Source organism: Sporacetigenium mesophilum DSM 16796 (genome assembly GCF_059569055.1).
Genome location: NZ_JCANUR010000004.1, coordinates 18297 through 37849, shown reverse-complemented (window position 1 = coordinate 37849; position 19553 = coordinate 18297). Strand labels below are relative to the sequence as shown.

At 29.6% G+C, this 19553-nt stretch carries 21 protein-coding genes; 1 reads left to right on the top strand and 20 read right to left on the bottom strand.

Annotated elements, in window-relative coordinates; translation table 11 throughout:
* Positions 1-65: 65 nt before the first annotated feature.
* From BS62_RS05305 to BS62_RS05290, 4 genes are all read right to left on the bottom strand, one after another.
* Positions 66-1424, bottom strand: coding sequence for an Rne/Rng family ribonuclease (locus BS62_RS05305; protein WP_496490214.1), 1359 nt, complete (start codon positions 1422-1424; stop codon positions 66-68).
* A gap of 139 nt (positions 1425-1563) precedes the next feature.
* Positions 1564-2259, bottom strand: coding sequence for a TIGR03936 family radical SAM-associated protein (locus BS62_RS05300; protein ID WP_496490213.1), 696 nt, complete (start codon positions 2257-2259; stop codon positions 1564-1566).
* Positions 2259-4109 carry a TIGR03960 family B12-binding radical SAM protein gene (locus BS62_RS05295; protein WP_496490212.1) on the bottom strand — a complete coding sequence of 617 codons (1851 nt, stop codon included), beginning with the start codon at positions 4107-4109 and terminating at the stop codon, positions 2259-2261. Before BS62_RS05295 ends, BS62_RS05300 begins: the two co-directional genes overlap by 1 nt.
* The gene (locus BS62_RS05290) at positions 4084-4365 is read right to left on the bottom strand and encodes a hypothetical protein (protein ID WP_496490211.1); all 282 of its coding nucleotides are present in this window, start codon (positions 4363-4365) and stop codon (positions 4084-4086) included. Before BS62_RS05290 ends, BS62_RS05295 begins: the two co-directional genes overlap by 26 nt.
* Before the next feature lie 158 nt (positions 4366-4523).
* On the opposite strand from BS62_RS05290, the gene BS62_RS05285 reads away from it, so the two are divergent.
* Positions 4524-5714 carry an FprA family A-type flavoprotein gene (locus BS62_RS05285; protein ID WP_496490210.1) on the top strand — a complete coding sequence of 397 codons (1191 nt, stop codon included), beginning with the start codon at positions 4524-4526 and terminating at the stop codon, positions 5712-5714.
* A 31-nt stretch (positions 5715-5745) separates the two neighbouring features.
* On the opposite strand, the gene BS62_RS05280 is transcribed toward BS62_RS05285, so the two are convergent.
* The 16 genes from BS62_RS05280 to mreC form a co-directional block, all read right to left on the bottom strand.
* On the bottom strand, positions 5746-6168 hold the full coding sequence (locus BS62_RS05280; protein WP_496490209.1) for a cytidine deaminase: 423 nt from the start codon (positions 6166-6168) through the stop codon (positions 5746-5748).
* A 40-nt stretch (positions 6169-6208) separates the two neighbouring features.
* Positions 6209-7069: a metallophosphoesterase gene (locus BS62_RS05275; protein WP_496490208.1), complete on the bottom strand. Its 861-nt coding sequence runs from the start codon at positions 7067-7069 to the stop codon at positions 6209-6211.
* Between the two features lie 46 nt (positions 7070-7115).
* Entirely contained in the window at positions 7116-7760 is a 645-nt protein-coding gene (locus BS62_RS05270; protein WP_496490207.1) for a hypothetical protein, read from the bottom strand.
* Between the two features lie 23 nt (positions 7761-7783).
* The gene (locus BS62_RS05265) at positions 7784-8305 is read right to left on the bottom strand and encodes a GNAT family N-acetyltransferase (protein ID WP_496490206.1); all 522 of its coding nucleotides are present in this window, start codon (positions 8303-8305) and stop codon (positions 7784-7786) included.
* A 149-nt stretch (positions 8306-8454) separates the two neighbouring features.
* Positions 8455-9723, bottom strand: coding sequence for a Rossmann-fold NAD(P)-binding domain-containing protein (locus BS62_RS05260; RefSeq protein WP_496490205.1), 1269 nt, complete (start codon positions 9721-9723; stop codon positions 8455-8457).
* Positions 9724-9908: 185 nt separating this feature from the next.
* Complete coding sequence (locus tag BS62_RS05255) at positions 9909-10493, bottom strand: MDR/zinc-dependent alcohol dehydrogenase-like family protein (protein ID WP_496490204.1); 585 nt, start codon at positions 10491-10493, stop codon at positions 9909-9911.
* Positions 10474-11247: a beta-keto acid cleavage family enzyme gene (locus tag BS62_RS05250; protein ID WP_496490203.1), complete on the bottom strand. Its 774-nt coding sequence runs from the start codon at positions 11245-11247 to the stop codon at positions 10474-10476. Before BS62_RS05250 ends, BS62_RS05255 begins: the two co-directional genes overlap by 20 nt.
* The gene (gene kal / locus BS62_RS05245) at positions 11247-11633 is read right to left on the bottom strand and encodes a 3-aminobutyryl-CoA ammonia lyase (protein ID WP_496490202.1); all 387 of its coding nucleotides are present in this window, start codon (positions 11631-11633) and stop codon (positions 11247-11249) included. Before kal ends, BS62_RS05250 begins: the two co-directional genes overlap by 1 nt.
* 112 nt (positions 11634-11745) lie before the next feature.
* Positions 11746-12159, bottom strand: a complete 414-nt coding sequence (locus tag BS62_RS05240) for a methylglyoxal synthase (RefSeq protein ID WP_496490332.1) — start codon at positions 12157-12159, stop codon at positions 11746-11748.
* Positions 12160-12183: 24 nt separating this feature from the next.
* The gene (gene rodA, locus BS62_RS05235) at positions 12184-13302 is read right to left on the bottom strand and encodes a rod shape-determining protein RodA (protein WP_496490201.1); all 1119 of its coding nucleotides are present in this window, start codon (positions 13300-13302) and stop codon (positions 12184-12186) included.
* A 119-nt stretch (positions 13303-13421) separates the two neighbouring features.
* Positions 13422-13706, bottom strand: a complete 285-nt coding sequence (minE, locus tag BS62_RS05230; protein WP_496490200.1) for a cell division topological specificity factor MinE — start codon at positions 13704-13706, stop codon at positions 13422-13424.
* Between the two features lie 14 nt (positions 13707-13720).
* Entirely contained in the window at positions 13721-14518 is a 798-nt protein-coding gene (gene minD / locus BS62_RS05225) for a septum site-determining protein MinD (RefSeq protein ID WP_496490199.1), read from the bottom strand.
* A 24-nt stretch (positions 14519-14542) separates the two neighbouring features.
* The gene (locus BS62_RS05220) at positions 14543-15202 is read right to left on the bottom strand and encodes a septum site-determining protein MinC (RefSeq protein ID WP_496490198.1); all 660 of its coding nucleotides are present in this window, start codon (positions 15200-15202) and stop codon (positions 14543-14545) included.
* 82 nt (positions 15203-15284) lie between these two features.
* Positions 15285-18146 (bottom strand): penicillin-binding transpeptidase domain-containing protein, encoded by a 2862-nt coding sequence (locus BS62_RS05215; protein WP_496490197.1) that lies wholly within the window; start codon positions 18144-18146, stop codon positions 15285-15287.
* Between the two features lie 13 nt (positions 18147-18159).
* The gene (gene mreD, locus BS62_RS05210; RefSeq protein WP_496490196.1) at positions 18160-18648 is read right to left on the bottom strand and encodes a rod shape-determining protein MreD; all 489 of its coding nucleotides are present in this window, start codon (positions 18646-18648) and stop codon (positions 18160-18162) included.
* A 13-nt stretch (positions 18649-18661) separates the two neighbouring features.
* Positions 18662-19546, bottom strand: a complete 885-nt coding sequence (gene mreC / locus BS62_RS05205; protein ID WP_496490195.1) for a rod shape-determining protein MreC — start codon at positions 19544-19546, stop codon at positions 18662-18664.
* Positions 19547-19553: the final 7 nt, after the last annotated feature.

Here is a 19553-nt window from a genome sequence, read left to right as displayed (position 1 = left end):
CCAGTACAAGGTATCCAAAAGGAATTTTAAACCTTTACTGCGCGGCATTACATTTATAAATGATATCAAAGTTTATAAGATTTGTCAATAAGTGTAGTATTTAATTTTATACTTAATTTTATATTATATCTTTTGCCTAGTTCATCTAAGTTATATATGTTTTGACTTTTTATAAAATTGTAAATATCAGAGCTTAACTCTACTTCCATAGATTTACTACTAGTGTGTTTGTTTAACCTTATAAGTTCTTTTTCTATATTGTCTATTATGTGTAAAATTGAATTATTGTAATACTCATCTATAGGTTCTTTATCTCTTTTTCTAACCATTTCAACGAGTCCTAACCTCGTCATTCCAAATACTTGAGTTTTTCTTTTTTCTCTTTGGAGCTCTGTATTTAATTTATCTATTATATCTTTTTTGTATTCTTCTTTTTCCATATCTATAAAATCTATTATTATTATTCCACCAATATCTCTAAGCCTTAATTGTCTAGCAATTTCACTACAAGCTTCTATATTTGTTTTGTAAACAGTTTCATCTAGTTCAATGCTTCCTGTAAATTTTCCTGTGTTAACATCAACAACAGTTAAAGCTTCTGTTCTCTCTAATACTAAATATCCACCGCTTTTTAACCATATTTTTTTATTTAAGGCTTTTTTGATTTGATTTTCAACATTGTATAAATCAAATACATCTTCACCATCTTCTAACTTAAGTTTGCTTACCAAATCTTTATCTATAGACTTTAATAAAATCTTTATTTCTTCATACTTTTGAGCATTATTTACAATTATCTTATCAAAAGTATCGTTAACATTGTCATTTATATATTTCATAGATTTATCAAGTACTTTATATAATAACTTAGGCCCCATACCTAACTTGTATTCTTTAAGTAGTTTATTATGTTTAACTAATAAATTATCTAAATCATTTTTTAGTTCTTCATATGTAGCACCAACAGCCTCAGTTCTTATAATTATACCGTAGTCATTGTCTCCTACTATTTTTCTCACTATTTTTTTAAGCCTAAATCTTTCTTCTTCATCAGTCATTTTGTTAGATATTGTTATTCTATCATTACTAGGTATATATACAATGTATCTACCAGCAAAACTTATTTCTGTAGTTAATTTTGCTCCCTTTGTTCCTACTTCTTCTTTATTTATTTGAACTAATATATCTTGTCCACTTTTTATGTCCTTATTTTTATATAAAGGTAAATATCCATACTTTTCAGATCCTATATCTACAAATGCAGCTTCTATCCCTGGCATTACCTTTTTTACTACTCCTCTGTATATATTAGAAACAGTTTTATTCTCTGCTTTATCTTCTATTAAAAGTTCAGTTAGTACATTATCTTCTAATATAGCTGTTTTCTGAGAATACGTAAGAGTGTCTATTACTATAGATTTCATACTATCACTTCCTTATAACTAAAAATTCGCTGCGCTCATGTCGCCAATGACCTAAAGAGCAGGTCCATTGCTCAAAATTCTATATATTATAATATCCTTGTAATTAAAATAAAGGGGTAGCAAACTACCCCTTACATATTTACAGTGGACAAACTAAATCTCCATCTACTATCATATATAAATCTCTTCTAATTATATCTACATCAATAGGTTCCAAATCTATATTTAAATCTTCTAATATTTTAGGTATAAATATATTTGTATTTAAATTAGCCTTAGATCCTGTCGCTATAGTCGCTGTTAAAACAAGCTCATTTTCAGATAAGTCAACTAAGTCAAAGTATCTTATCATAGGTCTTATATCAACATCTACCATCTTTCCCTTTTTATTTTTCTTAGATAGTATTATTTCATCAGCACTCATAATATCTGATATTTTAGATTTTATATATTCCTTAGATAAAGGTCTTTGTAACTCTATTTTGAATATATATTCACCATATTCTATAGAAGATGAAAGTGATGTAACATCCTTAGATATGTACTCAGCCTTTATAAAGTTTATTCCCTTAGGTAAGGTATTGTTTATTCTTTCTAAAAACTCATTTTCATCTATTTCTTCTTCAAGCTCTAAATCTAAGTACTCACCTTGACTTTCTGTTCCAAGTGCCAATGCATTTCCATAAGATATTTTAGGATGAGGGTTAAAACCTTGTGAATGTACAAGTTTTATGTCTGCTCTTCTAAAAGCCCTTTGAAGAAGTTTTTGTAAATCTAGATGAGATGTGTATATCATATCGTCTTGTTTTGTAAATTTACATCTTAATATATTCATTAGCACATCCCCCTTCCTATTTCATTTACATTTATACCACATGCATTACACGTAGCTCTACAATCTACAGTTACTTCATCTCTTTTCGATTTGTCATTTTCTCTAATTAAAAATTTCTTACTAACACCAACTTCTATATGATCCCACGGGAATACTTCTTCATAATCCCTTTCTCTATTTGCATAGAAATGTATATCTAAATTATTGCTTTCCATGGCATCTTTCCAAATATCAAATTTGAAATGTTCTGCCCATCCATCAAATTTAGCTCCATTTTTCCAAGCATCATATATTACTTTTCCAATCCTTCTATCTCCTCTAGCTACAACTGCTTCCATTAAACTAGTAAGAGAATCATGATAATTATATTTTATATTTCTATTTCTAAGTTTTTTAACAAGATATCTTTGCTTTTCTATAACTTCTTCTGTAGTATCTTGTCCATGCCATTGGAATGGTGTAAATGGCTTTGGAACAAAAGTAGATGTACTTATTGTTACTCCAAAGTTTCTATTAAATCTTCCACCATTAGCATCTCTATATGTATCTATAACCTTATATGCTAAATCAGATATTCCATCTAAGTCTTCATAAGTTTCTGTTGGAAGTCCTATCATAAAGTATAACTTTACACTATTCCATCCCATTTCAAATGCTTTTCTTGTAGCATTTTCTAAATCTTCTTCTGTTACACCTTTATTTATAACGTCTCTTAATCTTTGGGTACCAGCTTCAGGTGCAAATGTAAGTCCTGCTTTTCTAACTTGTTGCACTTTTTCTGCTATTTCAAGTGAAAAATTATCAAGTCTAAGTGAAGGTAGAGATATACCTACATTTTGGTCAGCATATTCATCTACTAAGTAATCTGTAAGCTCTCCTAATTTACTATAGTCACTAGTACTTAATGAAGATAATGATATTTCATCATATCCAGTATTTTTTACTAATTTATCTACTAGCTCTTTTAATCTAGGTACACTTTTTTCTCTTATAGGTCTATATATCATCCCTGCTTGGCAGAATCTACATCCTCTTGTACAACCTCTAAACAACTCTAAAACTATTCTATCATGTACAGTTTCTATAAAAGGAACTATTAACTTATCTGGATAATCCAAAGTTTCTACATCTTTTATTATTCTCTTAGATACTTTAGCTGGAACATCTTCTTTTATAGGGTTTACACTATTTATAGTTCCATCTTCCTTATAATCTACACTATATAATGAAGGAATATATACACCTTGTACGTTTTTGGCTAAATCATATAAAAACTCTTCTCTAGATGTTTTATTTACTTTGTGCTTCTTTAGCTCATCTATAATTTCTAAGTTTACTTCTTCACCTTCACCTAAAACTACTATATCTACAAAATCAGCTATAGGCTCAACATTGTATGCACAAGGTCCACCGACAATTACAAATGGATGGTCTAAGCTTCTATCCTTAGCATATACAGGTATATTTGCTAAATCTAACATATTAAGTATGTTTGTATAAGATAACTCATATTGTAGAGTAAATCCAAGCATATCAAAGTTAGTTATAGCTTCTCTTGATTCTAATGCAAATAAAGGTATGTTGTTTTTTCTCATAAGTTCTTCCATATCAACTGATGGTGCATAAACTCTTTCACAGAAGATATCTTCTCTTTTGTTTGCAACATGATAAAGTATTTGAGTTCCTAAATGACTCATTCCAACTTCATATATATCTGGAAAACAAAGTGCATATCTTACTAAATCTTCATTAGATGTATCTTTATGTACTGAGTTTACTTCATTGCCTAAGTATCTTGCCGGCTTTTCTACTCTTTTAAGTATCCTACTTAAGTTCACCTTTTGATTCATTTGATTTAAAAACCTCCGTAATTTTATCTTTTAGTAAGTTTGAATATCGATCTACATCAACTTTCATATTGTTATTTACTATGTATTTTATATTTTCTTCAAATATATTTAAATTGAAAATATTTCCTTTTATCCCTAAACATATAACCAATATTATACACGATATTCCAAGTTGTATCAAAATTTTATTCATAACGCTTTTATTATGTCCATATTTATATTTTCCAATATTTTTATTATTACTATATCTATTCATACTTAAACACTCCTTATATATTTACTCACTAAATTATATGAATTAACATATATTTTTAGGCAAAATAATAGCAATATATGTTAAAATCTTAGTATAGGTTTTAATTAGCATACATATGGGTATAAAAATAACATAATTTCTATGCAGGAGGTAAACTAATGAAAGAATCATTCGAAATAAAAAATGGTATACATTGGACAGGTGTAATAGATCAAGATTTAAAGGTATTTGATATAATAATGGAAACAGAGTTTGGTACAACTTATAACTCTTACTTTATTAATGATGAAAAAAAGGTTTTAATAGATACTGTTAAACCTAATTTTAAAGAAGAGTTTTTACCAAAACTATCTAAATTAGTAGATATAAAAGATTTAGATTATGTGATAATACAACATACTGAACCAGACCACTCTGGTAGTTTAAAATATATATTAGAAGTAAACCCAGATGTAGAAGTTTATTGTACTCAAGCTGCCAAAATATTCTTAAGTGAGCAAATAAACGGACCATTTAAATGTCACGTTATAAAAGATGGTGAAAAATTAAACATAGGTAGCAGAGATTTAACATTCATGACTGCACCGTTTTTACACTGGTCGGATACTATGTTTACTTACAGCGAAAATGATGGAGTATTATTTACTTGTGATGCATTTGGTTCTCACTTTGCAAGTGTTGACCCTGAAATAGTTACAACTAATGACTATAAAAAATCTAGAGAACACTACTATAACTGTATAGTTAAGCCATTTAGCCAACACGTGTTAAATGCTGTAAATAAAGTTCAAAAATATGAATTTAAATTTGACACAATACTGACTTCACATGGACCAATATTATCTAAAGAGCCAATGGATAATGTAGTAAAGTATGTAGAATGGTCTACTGATGTTGTAGAAAAATCAAATCAAAAACAAGTAGCACTACTTTATTTATCAGCATATAAAAACACTGTATATATGGCTGAAAAAATAAAAGAAGGATTAGAATCTGAAGGTGTTAAAGTTGAATATGTGGATATAGAAAATGTTGATTTAGAAACAATCCACGATGTAATAAATATGTCTAAAGGGTTAATATTAGGTTCCCCAACAATAAACAGATCAATGGTTAAGCCGATGTGGGATACATTATCTATAATAGACCCTATGGCTAACCAAGGAAAAATAGCAGGTGTATTTGGTTCATTTGGTTGGAGTGGTGAAGGTATAAATATGGCACAGTCTTTAATTAAGACTATGGGCTTTAAGGTTCCATTTGAGCCTGTAAGTAAGAAGTTCTTCCCATCAGAAGAAACACTAGAAAAATGCTATGACTTTGGTCGTGAGTTTGGTAAATTAATATAGTTAAATGGGCTAACATTAGTTAGCCCTTTTTTTATTCTCTACTATATTTTAATGGTAGGAGTTCTGAAATTTTACACTTAACAATATTTTCTTTATAAGGTATTATTACATTAATATCAGGGCAGTAATCACTTATTAGCTCCCGGCACATACCACAAGGGGTTACTACTGTAATTTCTTTATTAACTTCATCTTCATGAGGATGTCTCACAGCCACAATAGCATCAAACTCTTTTTCCCCTTCAGATATTGCTTTTCCAAGTCCAATAGCTTCAGCACAAATAGTAATTCTTCCTATATATGCTTCTATATGTACTGCTGTGATTATTTTCCCTGTTTTGGTTCTTATAGCACATCCTATATGGTGTTTGTCAATTTCATATAAGTTCTCGATAATTTTTTTAGCTTCACAAATTAACTCTTTATCTTTTTCGTTTATTTCATAAACATTCATTTATCTTCCCCCTGTATACTAATGTTTTTATATTATAACTTTACTCTTTTTTTAAAGTAACTACAACTAATTCTGGAGGATTGAACACTCGCAGTGGAAAAACACTATTTCCTAATCCTCTACTTACAACCATCGATGTTGAGTCATCACTATATATTCCTTGTGTATACTTTGGAAATAAACCTTGGTTAGGTGCAATTAAGCCGCCAACAAAGGGAATTCTAATTTGACCTCCATGGGCATGACCACTAAAAACTATATCCACATTCATTTCTTTATATATACTGAATTGTTCCGGTCTATGTGATAGCAATATATTAAAATCTGTGTCTATATCCTCAAATAATTTACTAATACTATTTCTCATATATTCACTGTTATTACTCCAAAGATAATTTTTTTCACTTTGCATAATTGAAGGGTCTGCTATTCCCATAAGTCCAATTTCGTCTTTACTTTTATTTAATGTTATATAAGAATTATCAATAATATTTACATTCAAATTTTCAAGTTCTTTTTTTAGTTCATTATATTTTCCCGATAATTGCTCGTGGTTTCCTGAAACATAATATATAGGTGCTATCGTAGCTATTTGCTGTAAAAATTCTGTTGCTATATCTATTTTTGTATTTCTTCTATCGATTAAATCTCCCGTGATTATAATAATATCAGGATTAACCTTTCGAATTTTCTCCGACAATCTACCATGATAATTTTTATTATGTAAATCTGAAATTTGAATAATTTTATAACTATCAAAACCTTTAGGAATTTTTGAATTTATATATTCATATTTTGTTATACCGACTGCGTTGTTTTGCCATATAAAGAATATAATTAAACCTATAAATATAAAAAGAGCTATGATAAGATTTTTTATTGTTTTTGATTTAGGTTTCATGTTCATCTCCCTTAGTTAAATACTAGCATTCTTCAGCTTCTATTACTTATTTCATTTCACTTATTTTTAGATATATAACTATATCCTTTGAATTTGCTCCCCCATCTAAGGCATACTCGCTTGGTTTTTTAGCGTCTTCACCTACACTTATACCGTATGTTGTATTATTATTTCCGATACTAAATGATGCAATTGATATCTCTTTATCTAATTTCATCTTGTGGAATTCAACATTATTGTTTTCTAGCATTGACCATGAATATCCGTTTTCTTTATCATCACCTATATTAATATCACTTGAAGCTGTTGCAGAGTTAATCTTATCACCGTTTATCTGATTTATATCAACAGTTATATCATATTGATTTTTATTAACTCCTACATATAATTTATCTTTTTCATCTTTAATTTCTATTTCACTACCTATCAAATCTCTAGATTTTTTTAGTTTGCCATTATTATATTCTTCCTTCAATATAGTTACTTTGTATTTTCCCTTTTCTAAGTTATTAACCTTAAATATTCCTGTATAGTTTCCTTGTAATCTATCTTTCATTTCTTCTACTTTATCAAACTTTTCTCTAGTAATATTAATTCCTTTATTTCTACCTTTATTTTCATTATCTTTATTGGCACATCCTGTTATCCCCAACATTAAAACCATCGTTAATATTGCAAATAATTTTTTCAATATCCCATCCCCCTCTTTAATTTCTATAATTTTAACTCAAGTCTCATAACATACACTATGTTTTTCTTGCCGCATAAGTCCATATTTACTTCTTTTATTTTCTTATATCCTAAATTAGACCAAAATTTCATAGCTACATGATTGTCTTTTATTACCCCTATTCTAAATGGCTTTGCCCCTAAGTCAGTAGCCCATTTAATTAATGATTTATGTATTTTTGTACCTAACTTATTTTTTCTCTCATTTGGTTCAATAAGCATTAGACCAATTATCCATTCTTCTTGTGTAGGAAAGTCCCTTACAATATCAATAATCCCAACTAATTGGCTATTATTCTTAAATACTCCAAATACAAACTTATCTATATAGTCCTTATTAGGTGGAATATCTTCAAATACTTCTTTAGTAACGTCTGTAATATTATATTGTCCATAATATGAACCATAGTAGTCTATACATTTTGTGCATAAGCTTTCAATTAATTCTATAGAATCATAAGTAATAACTTTAAGTTTATAGTCCTTATCTATTATAATATAATTCATAAATATATCTCCTATCCCCTTGAAAATATCCTTTTTTATCCAGTTTGTCTTTATTTAATTGTACAGAATATTAGTGTGACTTTCAAATATTTATCTAGACTATATTCTCTAAAAAGAGGCTATCATTTTTAGCCCCTTTCGGTTATAAATTATTTATTTATTATTTTAATTCTATCCAGTAAAAGCCCATCTGAAATTTCATTTTCTCCTATTACAAACTCTTTCATATAGTATGATAAATATTCCCCATATTGACTATCTGTTTTTAGAAGTAGATTATCCACATAGTAAATACCTTTTGGAATATTATCTAATAATATAGCAGCTATAGCTCCGTAAATTCCACAGGCTACTTGAAAATAAGTTGCACTAACCTTGTATTGATCAAATATTTCTTTATTATTTAAAGCATTGTACATATATACTTCTTTGTCATCGTATACAAGAAGTACACCAACTAAATCTTGTCCTTTTAGAGGATATTCACTAGGATCTAGAACTTTCATTGGTCTTTCCCATAATATATCTAGATTATCAATATTTTCTCTAATTACCTGAGTTGTATGGTCATTGACTTTATAAATAAATCCAACTTCCATATTATATAATTCACCTAGTGTAAGGACTTCTTCATGAGGCATAATACAACCATAAAATTGTTTTTCTCCTAAGGTAACCTTAAATTCAATAGCATATACTTCTTCATATATAAATAGTTGTGTATTCTGTTTCATAAATAAAGGATAACTTAAAATGGCTTCATCTAGGAAACATTCAGGTGACCAAGTTGTATAAATTGTATCTTTTTGTGCTATCGATTCATCTATATAAAAAGAATCATCTTCTTCAACAATATAGCAAGCTTTAGGTATAGTATTATCATTTTCTTTTATCATTTTTAGCGCCATCCATTGAACAACTCCAGGATTCATACCGCTACAAATAATAGATGTGGTATTTAAAAAGTTATTCTTATATTTCTCAAAGAATTCATATCGTTTTGAAGTAGTAAAACCTTCATATTCTCCATCAACATCCTCATCAACCGCTGTATTTTCTAGCGCAGAGTTTATATATGAAACACCTAATTCATTACAACATTTTAGCATTTTTACTGTGTCTGCCCATGAAACATCAATTACAAGTGTGGTTTTAGTATTTTTAATATGCTCTTTAAACCTAATAGTATTTTCAAGGTCAAATTCATATAAAAATATTTTTTCTTTAAGATTAGGAAATAGTTGATGAAAATAACTTATATCTTTTTGTTTTTTATCTATTAAGTGAATTTGACAATTATAGATTAATTTATGAATAGGGTCATTTTTATCTTGAAGAGATTTGCTTAGTATAGATAATACAGCTTTAGCAACTCCCCCACTGCTTCCTAGAATAGATATAATAGGATAGTTATTCATTTTTATACACCTCTATTGATTTTTATAATATATGGCTATAAAAGCCTAGTATATAATATTTTAAATAATACAAAAAGGTTACTGTTTGTACAAATTATTTGAGGTCTGTGACAAAACAAAATGTAACCTCTTAAAATTCTATGATTTATAGAGGTTACATTTTGAACTTAATTAAACTATCTACCTTAAATATATAATTTTTTAAATATATTTCTAAGTGTTTCACTTTCTCTTAATGAATCTATAGTTATATCAACGTGATTTTTTGTATATTCACATCCTATTAACATATTAAGGTCCTTATCTACCTCTTTGGAACCTAAAACCGCATTAGCAAAGCTTGTGGTCATCGAAAAGAAACATACTGTTCCTTCATCTCTAACAGTTAGTATACTACTCATTTCTGTATCACTTATATTTACACAGTTTATACAAATATCTACTTCATCACCATCGTTGGCCTTAAGTACCTTATTTAACACTTCTTTAGGATTACCAATATCTGCAACTACAACATCATGGCAAAAGTTTGATTGTAATAATAAATCTCTATATTTTTCACTTCTCACCAAACCAATAACTTTACCGCTTTTCCCTACTTTCTTTTTAGCTTCGTAACAACATAATATTCCAGATTTTTCATCAGCCCCTAATACTAAGACACTATCCCCTTTTCTAACTATTCTTTGGGTTTGGGCTTGCGCTCCAGCAACATCTAAAATTGCAATTGCCAGTGTATCATCAATATATTTATATATTTCTTCCCGCATTATATCCCTCCAGTCCAAGTATTTCTCTTGCTTCTTGAGGTGTAGCTACTTCTCTTCCAAGTTCCTTTGCTATTCTTACAACCTTATCTACTAATTCTCCATTAGATTTTGCTAAAACGCCCTTTGATATATATACATTATCTTCAAATCCAACTCTAACATGACCTCCCAATAATATTGAAAGTGTAGCCATTTGAAATTGAGATTCTCCTATACCTGATACAGTAAATGTATCCCAACTTTTTATACTTTCCTTTAAAAACATTAAATCACGAGGGGTTGCACTTATTCCACCATTTACACCCATTACAAAGTTAAAGTGCATAGGGTCTTTTATATATCCCTGTTTATGTAATCTTAATGCCATATCTACCATACCTTTATCAAATACTTCAATTTCTGGTTTTACACCTAAATCTAACATTTTTCTTGCAAACTCTTTTATTGTGTTTTCATTACAAGTACCAAAGTCTAGAGTTGCCATTTCAGGATTTAGATTAATACCTGTTGAAGGTTGTATTATTACATCAGGGCAAACTTCTTTTATAGCTTCTATACTCTTTCTAAATCTATTTATATCTTGAGTTAAGGTACCATCATCTTCTCTAACATGTAAATGTATAATACTAGCCCCTGAGTCATATGCACTTTTAGCTTCCCTTTGTACTTCTTGAATAGTGTATGGAACAGCAGAGTTGTGCTCTTTTGTTACTTCAGCGCCACATATAGCTGCAGTTATTATTAATTTTTCCATTACACATGACCCCTTTGTTTATCTCTAGGAACTACACAAGTACCACTTGCCCTACATACTACTATTGGCTTACATAAAAAGTCAGCAGCCGAATCATTTATATCCTTTCTTGGTACTATAACCTTTCTAGCTTCAAATACAATTTTTCTTGAAGTATTCCCCCAGCCTATCATTTCTCCAACAACTTCTATATAATCCCCTGCATATACAGGCGCTAAAAATTCTACATTATCATATGCCTTAAATAACCCTTCATCACCATCATTTTTTATTAACAATTCAGTAGCGACATCACCAAATAATTGTAGTATTCTTGCTCCATCAACTAAATTTCCTCCGTAATGAGCATCATTTTCTCCCATTCTAAGTCTTATAATAGATTTCATTTATAGCCCCCCAAAGATTAAATTTATTTGTTCTTAATAATACTATGATGTTTGTCCGGTTAATATGCTCAAAAAAGCACCTATCTTAATTAAGATAAGTGCTCTCATTTATTTACTTTATAATATCACTAGTTTTTCTTACTTCTCTCCAAGATAGTTCTCCTCTATCAAGGGCATTTATAAATATTTCAGCTGATGCTAAGTTAGTTGCTATAGGCACATAGTGAACATCGCATAACCTTATTAATGCTTGTATATCTGGTTCATGTGCTTGAGAAGTTAATGGATCTTTTAAAAATATTACTAGATCTATATCTTGTGTTACTATCATTGATCCTATTTGTTGGTCTCCACCTAAAGGTCCTGAGGCTAGTCTATTTACATTAAGCTCTGTTGACTCCATTATCCTAGTCCCTGTAGTTCCAGTAGCGTATAATCCATATTTTTTTAGTATATGTTCATAAGCTATGCAAAAGCCAACCATAGTATTTTTCATATTATCATGGGCAATTAATGCAATATTCATATTCATGTTAATATCTCCTTAAACCTAGAAATTTATTTTCTTTCTTCTCATTCCTACATTTAATGCAAGACCCAAGTTTGCTAGTGATGTAAGCAACGAACTTCCTCCATAACTAACAAAGGGCAATGTAACTCCTGTAACAGGTATTAGCGCAACTGTCATACCTATATTTTGTATTATTTGATATGCAAACATACCCATAACTCCTATAACAATGAGAGTTCCATAAAAATCCTTCGCCTCTTTTGCTATATAAAGCATTCTATATAAGAAATATACATATAACAATATAAGTATAGCCATTCCTATAAATCCTAATTCTTCCCCTACAACAGCAAATATAAAGTCACTATCTTGTACAGGTAAAAAGTCATACTGCCCTTGACTTCCACCATAAAGTCCTTTACCTGTGATACCTCCAGAACCTATAGCTATCATAGATTGTATAACCTGATAATTTCCCTCATAAGTAGGGTCATCTGGATGCAAGAATGCTTCTATTCTAACCTTTTGATGTGGTGCCATTAAAAGATATATTATAGGAAGTAATACTAAAAATCCTATAGCTGCCTTTTTTAAAAGTTTTGTATTAAGTCCTGCTGTATATAACATCCCAAATATAATACAACAAAAAACTATAGTAGTTCCCAAATCCGGTTGTATAAGAAGTAATACAAGTATAGGAGCTGCATATAACCCAAGAGGAATTAAATCCTTTATAGTATTTAGTTTGTCCTTTTTTGACTCAACAATTTTTGCATAACTCATTATAAATGTTAGCTTAACAAGTTCTGAAGTTTGAAAATCAAGTGGTCCTAAGTTAAGCCACGATCTAGCTCCTGCGTTTGCCTTTCCAAGTCCAGGAACCCACACAAGTAATAATAAAATTATACTAAGCCAGTATAATACTTTAGAATGCTTTCCTATTATATTATAGTCCACTAAAAGCATGACTACTATTAAAAATATTCCAATTCCAAATGCCAGTGTTTGTTTATATATCTGAGAGAAATTACCTGTTTTATTAGCATGAGTAGCACTAGTTAATATAAGAAGTCCCATAAAAAATATTGCCAATACAGTAAGTATTAATCTCCAGTCTAACTGCTTTACTAATTTAAATTTTGAATTTAATTCACCCACATAATCACCATCTTTCTTTACCTTATATCTATATATAAATTATACAGGTTTATATATGGATATACAATAAATACAAAAAAATTGGGAAATTCTTATAAAGAATTCCCCAATTCAAAATTTTATCTAGCTCTTTCTTTTATGTTTCTAAGCGGTATATTAGCTACTAATGAAGATACAGGATTTCCAGTTTCTTCACTTCTAGATTTAGACATCTTTATTTCTAATCCGTCTTCTTCTATCTCTGCATAATTTGCTATAACATTTAATATATCACTTTTTATTAGTTCTAAAAGTTTAGGTGAACAATCCACTCTATCATGAACTAAAACCAATTTTAATCTTTCTTTTGCTACATTTTTACTAGTTTTTGATTCGTTTGAAAAGAATTTAAATAGATCCAACATGGATAATATCCCCCCTATTTAGCCATGCCAAAGATTTTTTTAATTTTAGTCATAATTGTATCTTCAACATCCATATCTAATAAAGGAATATCTTCGCCTAATATTCTTTTTGTTATATTTCTATAGGCTTGTCCTGCCATTGATTTATTATCAAGTATTGCAGGTTCTCCTTTATTAGTAGATACTATTATACTTTCATCATCTGGCACTAACCCAATTAAGTCTATAGCTAATATTTCTATTATATCCTGCTTATCCATCATATCTCCACGTTTAACCATTTCATTTCTTATTCTGTTTATAATTAAACGTATATCTTTTATTTCATGTGCCTCTAATAACCCTATTATTCTATCAGCATCTCTTACAGCTGATATTTCTGGATTTGTAACTACTATAGCTCTATCAGCACCTGCTATAGCATTTTTAAACCCTTGCTCTATCCCTGCTGGACAATCCATTAATATATAATCAAACGATTCTCTCAGTTGGTCACATAGTGTTTTCATTTGATCAGGCGTTATAGCATTTTTATCTCTAGTTTGAGCTGCAGGTAACAAATATAAATTATCAAACCTCTTATCTTTTATAAGAGCTTGTTTTAATCTACAATTTCCTTCTACAACATCTACCATATCATATACTATTCTATTTTCAAGACCCATAACAACATCTAAATTTCTAAGTCCGATATCTGCATCAACTACTACAGTTTTTTTGCCTTCTAAGCTTAAAGCTGTACCTAAGTTTGCAGTAGTGGTAGTTTTACCAACTCCACCTTTTCCTGATGTTATAACTATAACTTCACTCATTATACTACCCCCAGTCTTTTCCTACTATTTTATATTTTTAGATGAATAATTTTCAATAACTATGATACCGTTATTTATAAATGCTATTTCTGGGTTTATAGATTTACTTGAGATATACTCTTCTTCTGGTGCTTCTGCTATACAATCAGCTATTTTTAATATTTTAGGGTCTAAATTATTAGCAACGATATATGAATGTATATTTCCTAATGCCCCAGCATGTATAAATCCTTCTACCTTCCCCATAACAATTACATTTCCATAAGCTACAACCTTTGCCCCAGGGTTTATATCTCCCATAACCACTATATTTCCAGCAGCTATAATTTGACAACCTGGCTTCATATCAGTCATGACAACAACGTCTCCGTCAAACTGAACATTATCACCTGATCTTAATGTGCTAACATACTTTGTATTATAATATCTTGTTTCAGGTTCTTTAGGTTCTTCTTCTATAAATTCAACATCAAATCTAGTAGATATATGGTCCTTAAGGTCTATTAACTCTATATCACTTAACCCAGGACAATTAATAGAATATATCTTAGCTCCATTGAAAAAACCAATAGAAGATTCTAACCTATCTATAATGCTTTGTTTTATTGTTTCAAGAGATGCTCTTTTTTTTACATTTACTACAAGTCCTCTTCTCGTTCCTTTAAATTCAATTAAATCTTCCATGTTCAACTCTCCCAAAGCCACTTCAACCTCCAGAGTATCATATCATTTAATTATATTCTTCAAAAAATATTCAATTCCTTCTTTATTTTAGCATTTGTGGCATAAAATTTATAGTTTCTTCTTGACTTCTTACACTATTTTCCACTTTATCACTGTTTTTTTCTATATCTTTATCTTTATCTTCATTTTTTTTGTTTAAACCAAAATATTGTCCAAAAATCTCCCTAGCTGTAGGTAGGCTTGATGCCCCATGTGCTCCTTGTGGTATAACAGTTACTACTGCTATTTCTGGGTTATCGTATGGAGCAAATGCTACCGACCAGCTGAAAGCCACGTAATCTGCTTTAAATCTATCTATATCTTCATTAGATATATTAGGATTTAATTCTTTTATCGCTCTTCTTAAATAGCTTGAATTAGTTTTATCGTCAGTAGCTGTCACCTTGTCTGCTTTTTTCATATCATATGCTAACTTAGAAGCCTCTGTCATTGATACTCCATAAGAACCCATATGAGCTTCTAAATAATCCACTTCATTTTCAGTTGGTATTTTACCACTTTTCTGAGCTGAACCAGTTTTTGCAGCTACTTCTATAGGGAAAGATGCAAATGTTCCTTTACCTGTACCTATAGTTGAAACTTGTCTCATACCTTTTGCAATATCTTCAAGTCCTGCTCTGTTTTTTAGAGGTATTTGTTCTTTATTATTAGGATCTTCTTTTATATTTGAATAGTTAGATGAAATTATTTTATCTACTAAAGATAGTTCTAGTAAATTACCCCCATTTGCAAGTGCTGATGTAAATCTTGCCATTTGAAGAGGTGTATAAGCATTTTCACCTTGTCCTATTGCTAAGTTAAATGTATCTGCAGTTGTCCATTTAGCTTGATTAAAATAACTAAATTTAGCTATATCTGATATTTCTTCTATTCTATCTTCTTTTACGTTTAACTTTGTAACTCTTTCTATTGTCTCTCCCCTTGAAGGATTTTCTTCAGCCCAGCTAACTATTTCATCAATTCTTTTCTCATATTCATCTGGATCTGATTTTTTAGTTATATCCTTAAATGCATCTGCCATTTTTTTATCTAGAGCATATTTAAGATTAATCTTAGTACTTTTAAGTTTATCTTCTGGATTTGGGAATTTTGCAATTCTTTCTCCAATTTCTATACCTGTTTTTCTATCTAGACCAAACAATCTAGCATACTCTAATACTTTACCTGCATCCATTTTTACTGGAAGTGGCTTTTGTTGCGTATAGTTATATCCTGTTGATATAGAGTAAAAATAATAGTTACACGATTGCTCAATTGCTTTATATAAATCTACAGCTCCGTGGGTACTTCTGCTTTTATGCCATATTTCATCTGCAAATACTCTTTTTCCTAAATCTATGTGTCCTGCATCTGGAAGTGCATATTTAGCATCTAATCCATTGTCAAGTGCTGCCATTGCAGTTACCATTTTAAATGCAGACCCTGGTTGTACGGCACCAGATGTTGCTAGATTGTATAATGGATTTGCACTTAAAGGATCGTTAGGATTTTCTGGGGCAAGTTCATCATAATCTGCTGATGATATTGGTGTTGCAAATAAATTTGGGTCATAGTCTGGGTAACTAGCCATTGCAAGTACATCTCCAGTTTTAACATCCATAACAACTGTAGCACCGGATTTTGTAACAGAATACGCTTCTCCATTAAAACTTCTATTACCATATTGACTTTCAAATGTACCACCAGTTTGTATTGCCTTTATATTTTTTTCAAGTGCTTCTTCTGCAACCTCTTGTAAATCCTTATCTATACTTAAGTAAACAGTATCTCCTGCTTTTGGGCTTTTTGAGTCTAATTCCTTTGTTATCTTACCGATTGCATCAACTTGAACTCTTTTATATCCGTCTACTCCATGTAAAATATCTTCAAAGGCCAATTCTATACCGCCTTTGCCTATCATTTCATCTGGGTCATATTTCTTTTCATTTACATACTTTTCTATTTCTGTTTCACTAGATATTCTCCCCATTTGGCCTAGGGCATGTGCTAAGAAATTATTATTTGGATATTCTCTAATCGGCTGTCTTTGTGTACTTACCCCTAGAAATTCTATTTCAAGTTCTTTTATTTGAGCTATTGTTTTTTCACTTAAATCAATGGCCAATGTTACAGGCTTGTACTGCTTATATCCTTGTGATTTAAGTAAATCTCTTACTATAAGTATTTTTCTTGCACTGTTGTCAGATATGTTATCACTTATTTCATAGTACGCTCTTATTTGTTTAAATGCTTTACTTGCACTTATGTTGGGATTATCTATCTTATAGCTTTTTAGCCAATCTTCCTTATTTTTTTCATCTGTAAACTTCCATTTACTCACCAATATAGGAGGATATGTTCCAGTTGCATTTACCTTTTTTTGTAACTTAAGTGGGTCTAAATCCCTATCCGATTCATCTAATTTACCTTCGCTTATAAGTTTATCTACAATAAAATAAAAACTTTCTTTAGCATTAAAATTATGAGGTATTCCATAATCTGGGTCATTTTTAAACTCAGCTATATTTTTATCAGCTTTATAATAAAACTTTCCATTTTCGATTATTATAGGAAGTTCATCTATATAATTTTCACCATTTCTTTGTAGCAAATTTATAAGATCCAAAGATATTTGATTTGGATTTCCCTTTGCTATACCATCTTTAGATACTTGCACAGTAAAAGAAGGCCTATTTCCAGCTAATAACCTTCCATATCTATCTCTTATTTCTCCCCTTGGAGCTTTTATAGCTAACTGTTTATATGTTTTTTGATCAGCTAACTGTGTGTAATATCCTTGTTTAAATGTGGTCATATAAGCTATTTTGATTAAAATAATAGAAAATATGGATATAAGCGTGATTTTAATTATGTCAAATCTATCTTTTTTATTTCTTTTTTCCATACAATCTCACCAACTATTCTTTTTTTAATTTTAAAATTAAATCTTTAAAAATAAGATAAAAAATTACACCAGATAAAGTATTTAATATTGGTATTATAAGTAATCCATTAGATATTATATACATTACCCCATAATTTGCATATACCTGTCCTAGTAATACAATATTAATTAATGAATCTGTCATACTTGCCAACATAACCAATATTATTATACTTGTTAAGCTTTCTTTATATATTTTATCTTTTAAGTAACTAAATACATAGGCAATTATAAATAAACTCAGCCCATTAGTACCTAGTATAGTACCCACAGTTAAATCTTTTAAAAGGCCTAGTGCAGCACCTAATATACCTGCTTCTAATTCATCTAAATATAGTGAAATAATGCTTATATAAATAAGTATTATATTAACGCTATTTCCAAATATATCTATATAATTAAAAACGCTGTTTTCTAATATTAAAATAAGTATTCCTATTAAAGATAGTATGAATTTTTTCATTTTTATTACCTCTTTAGCTTATAGTCCTTGGTTCTATAACTAAAACATCGTTTAAATTTTTTAAATCAACATAAGGTTTTACTATAACATATTTAAGCGCATTATCTTTATCGTCTATAACTTTTTTTACTTCACCTATTGGTATCCCTTCTGGATATATACCAAGGCCTGAAGTTGTAAGCACATCCCCTGGAACAACATTATAACTTACATCAAACATATATCCTTTTAGATCACCATTGTCCTTTGAATTACTTAAAGTATCTATTGTAACATCTTGAGTTATTACTCCTTTAAATTTATCATCTTTTAAAAGTTGAAAGCTAACTGAAGACTTATTATCAAGTAGTGATATTGCCTTAGAGTAATTGCTAGAAACTTCATATACAATACCTACTAATCCTTTGCCATTGGCAACTATACTATCTTTTTTAACTCCGTCATTAGAGCCTGCAGATATTACAAATGTTGTATACCAATTTCCATCATTTTTTCCTACTACTGAAGCGCTAATTTGATTTGCTCCATAGCCTTCATCTATAAAATTAAGAGCTTTTTTAAGATCACTTAAAGACTCTGAACTTTCTAAATCACTTCTTAAGTCAACTATTTCTTTTCTTAGATTTTCATTTTCTTTTTCTACTTTTTCTATTTTTCTTGCATTTTTTTTGAAGTTTATTATATCGTCAAATTGATCTCCCAAAAAGTTAGTTACTCCACTAAATCCACTTTCTACAAATGAGAAAGAATTTAATGCAAAATTATAACTTGTACTATTTGAACTTGCTACTTTTCCTATTGATATTCCTATAATTCCAATTAAAGTGATAGCAACGGTAGACGTTGCTATCACTTTAAAATTAAGATATTTTTTGACATTATTTTTTTTAGCTCTCACTATATCA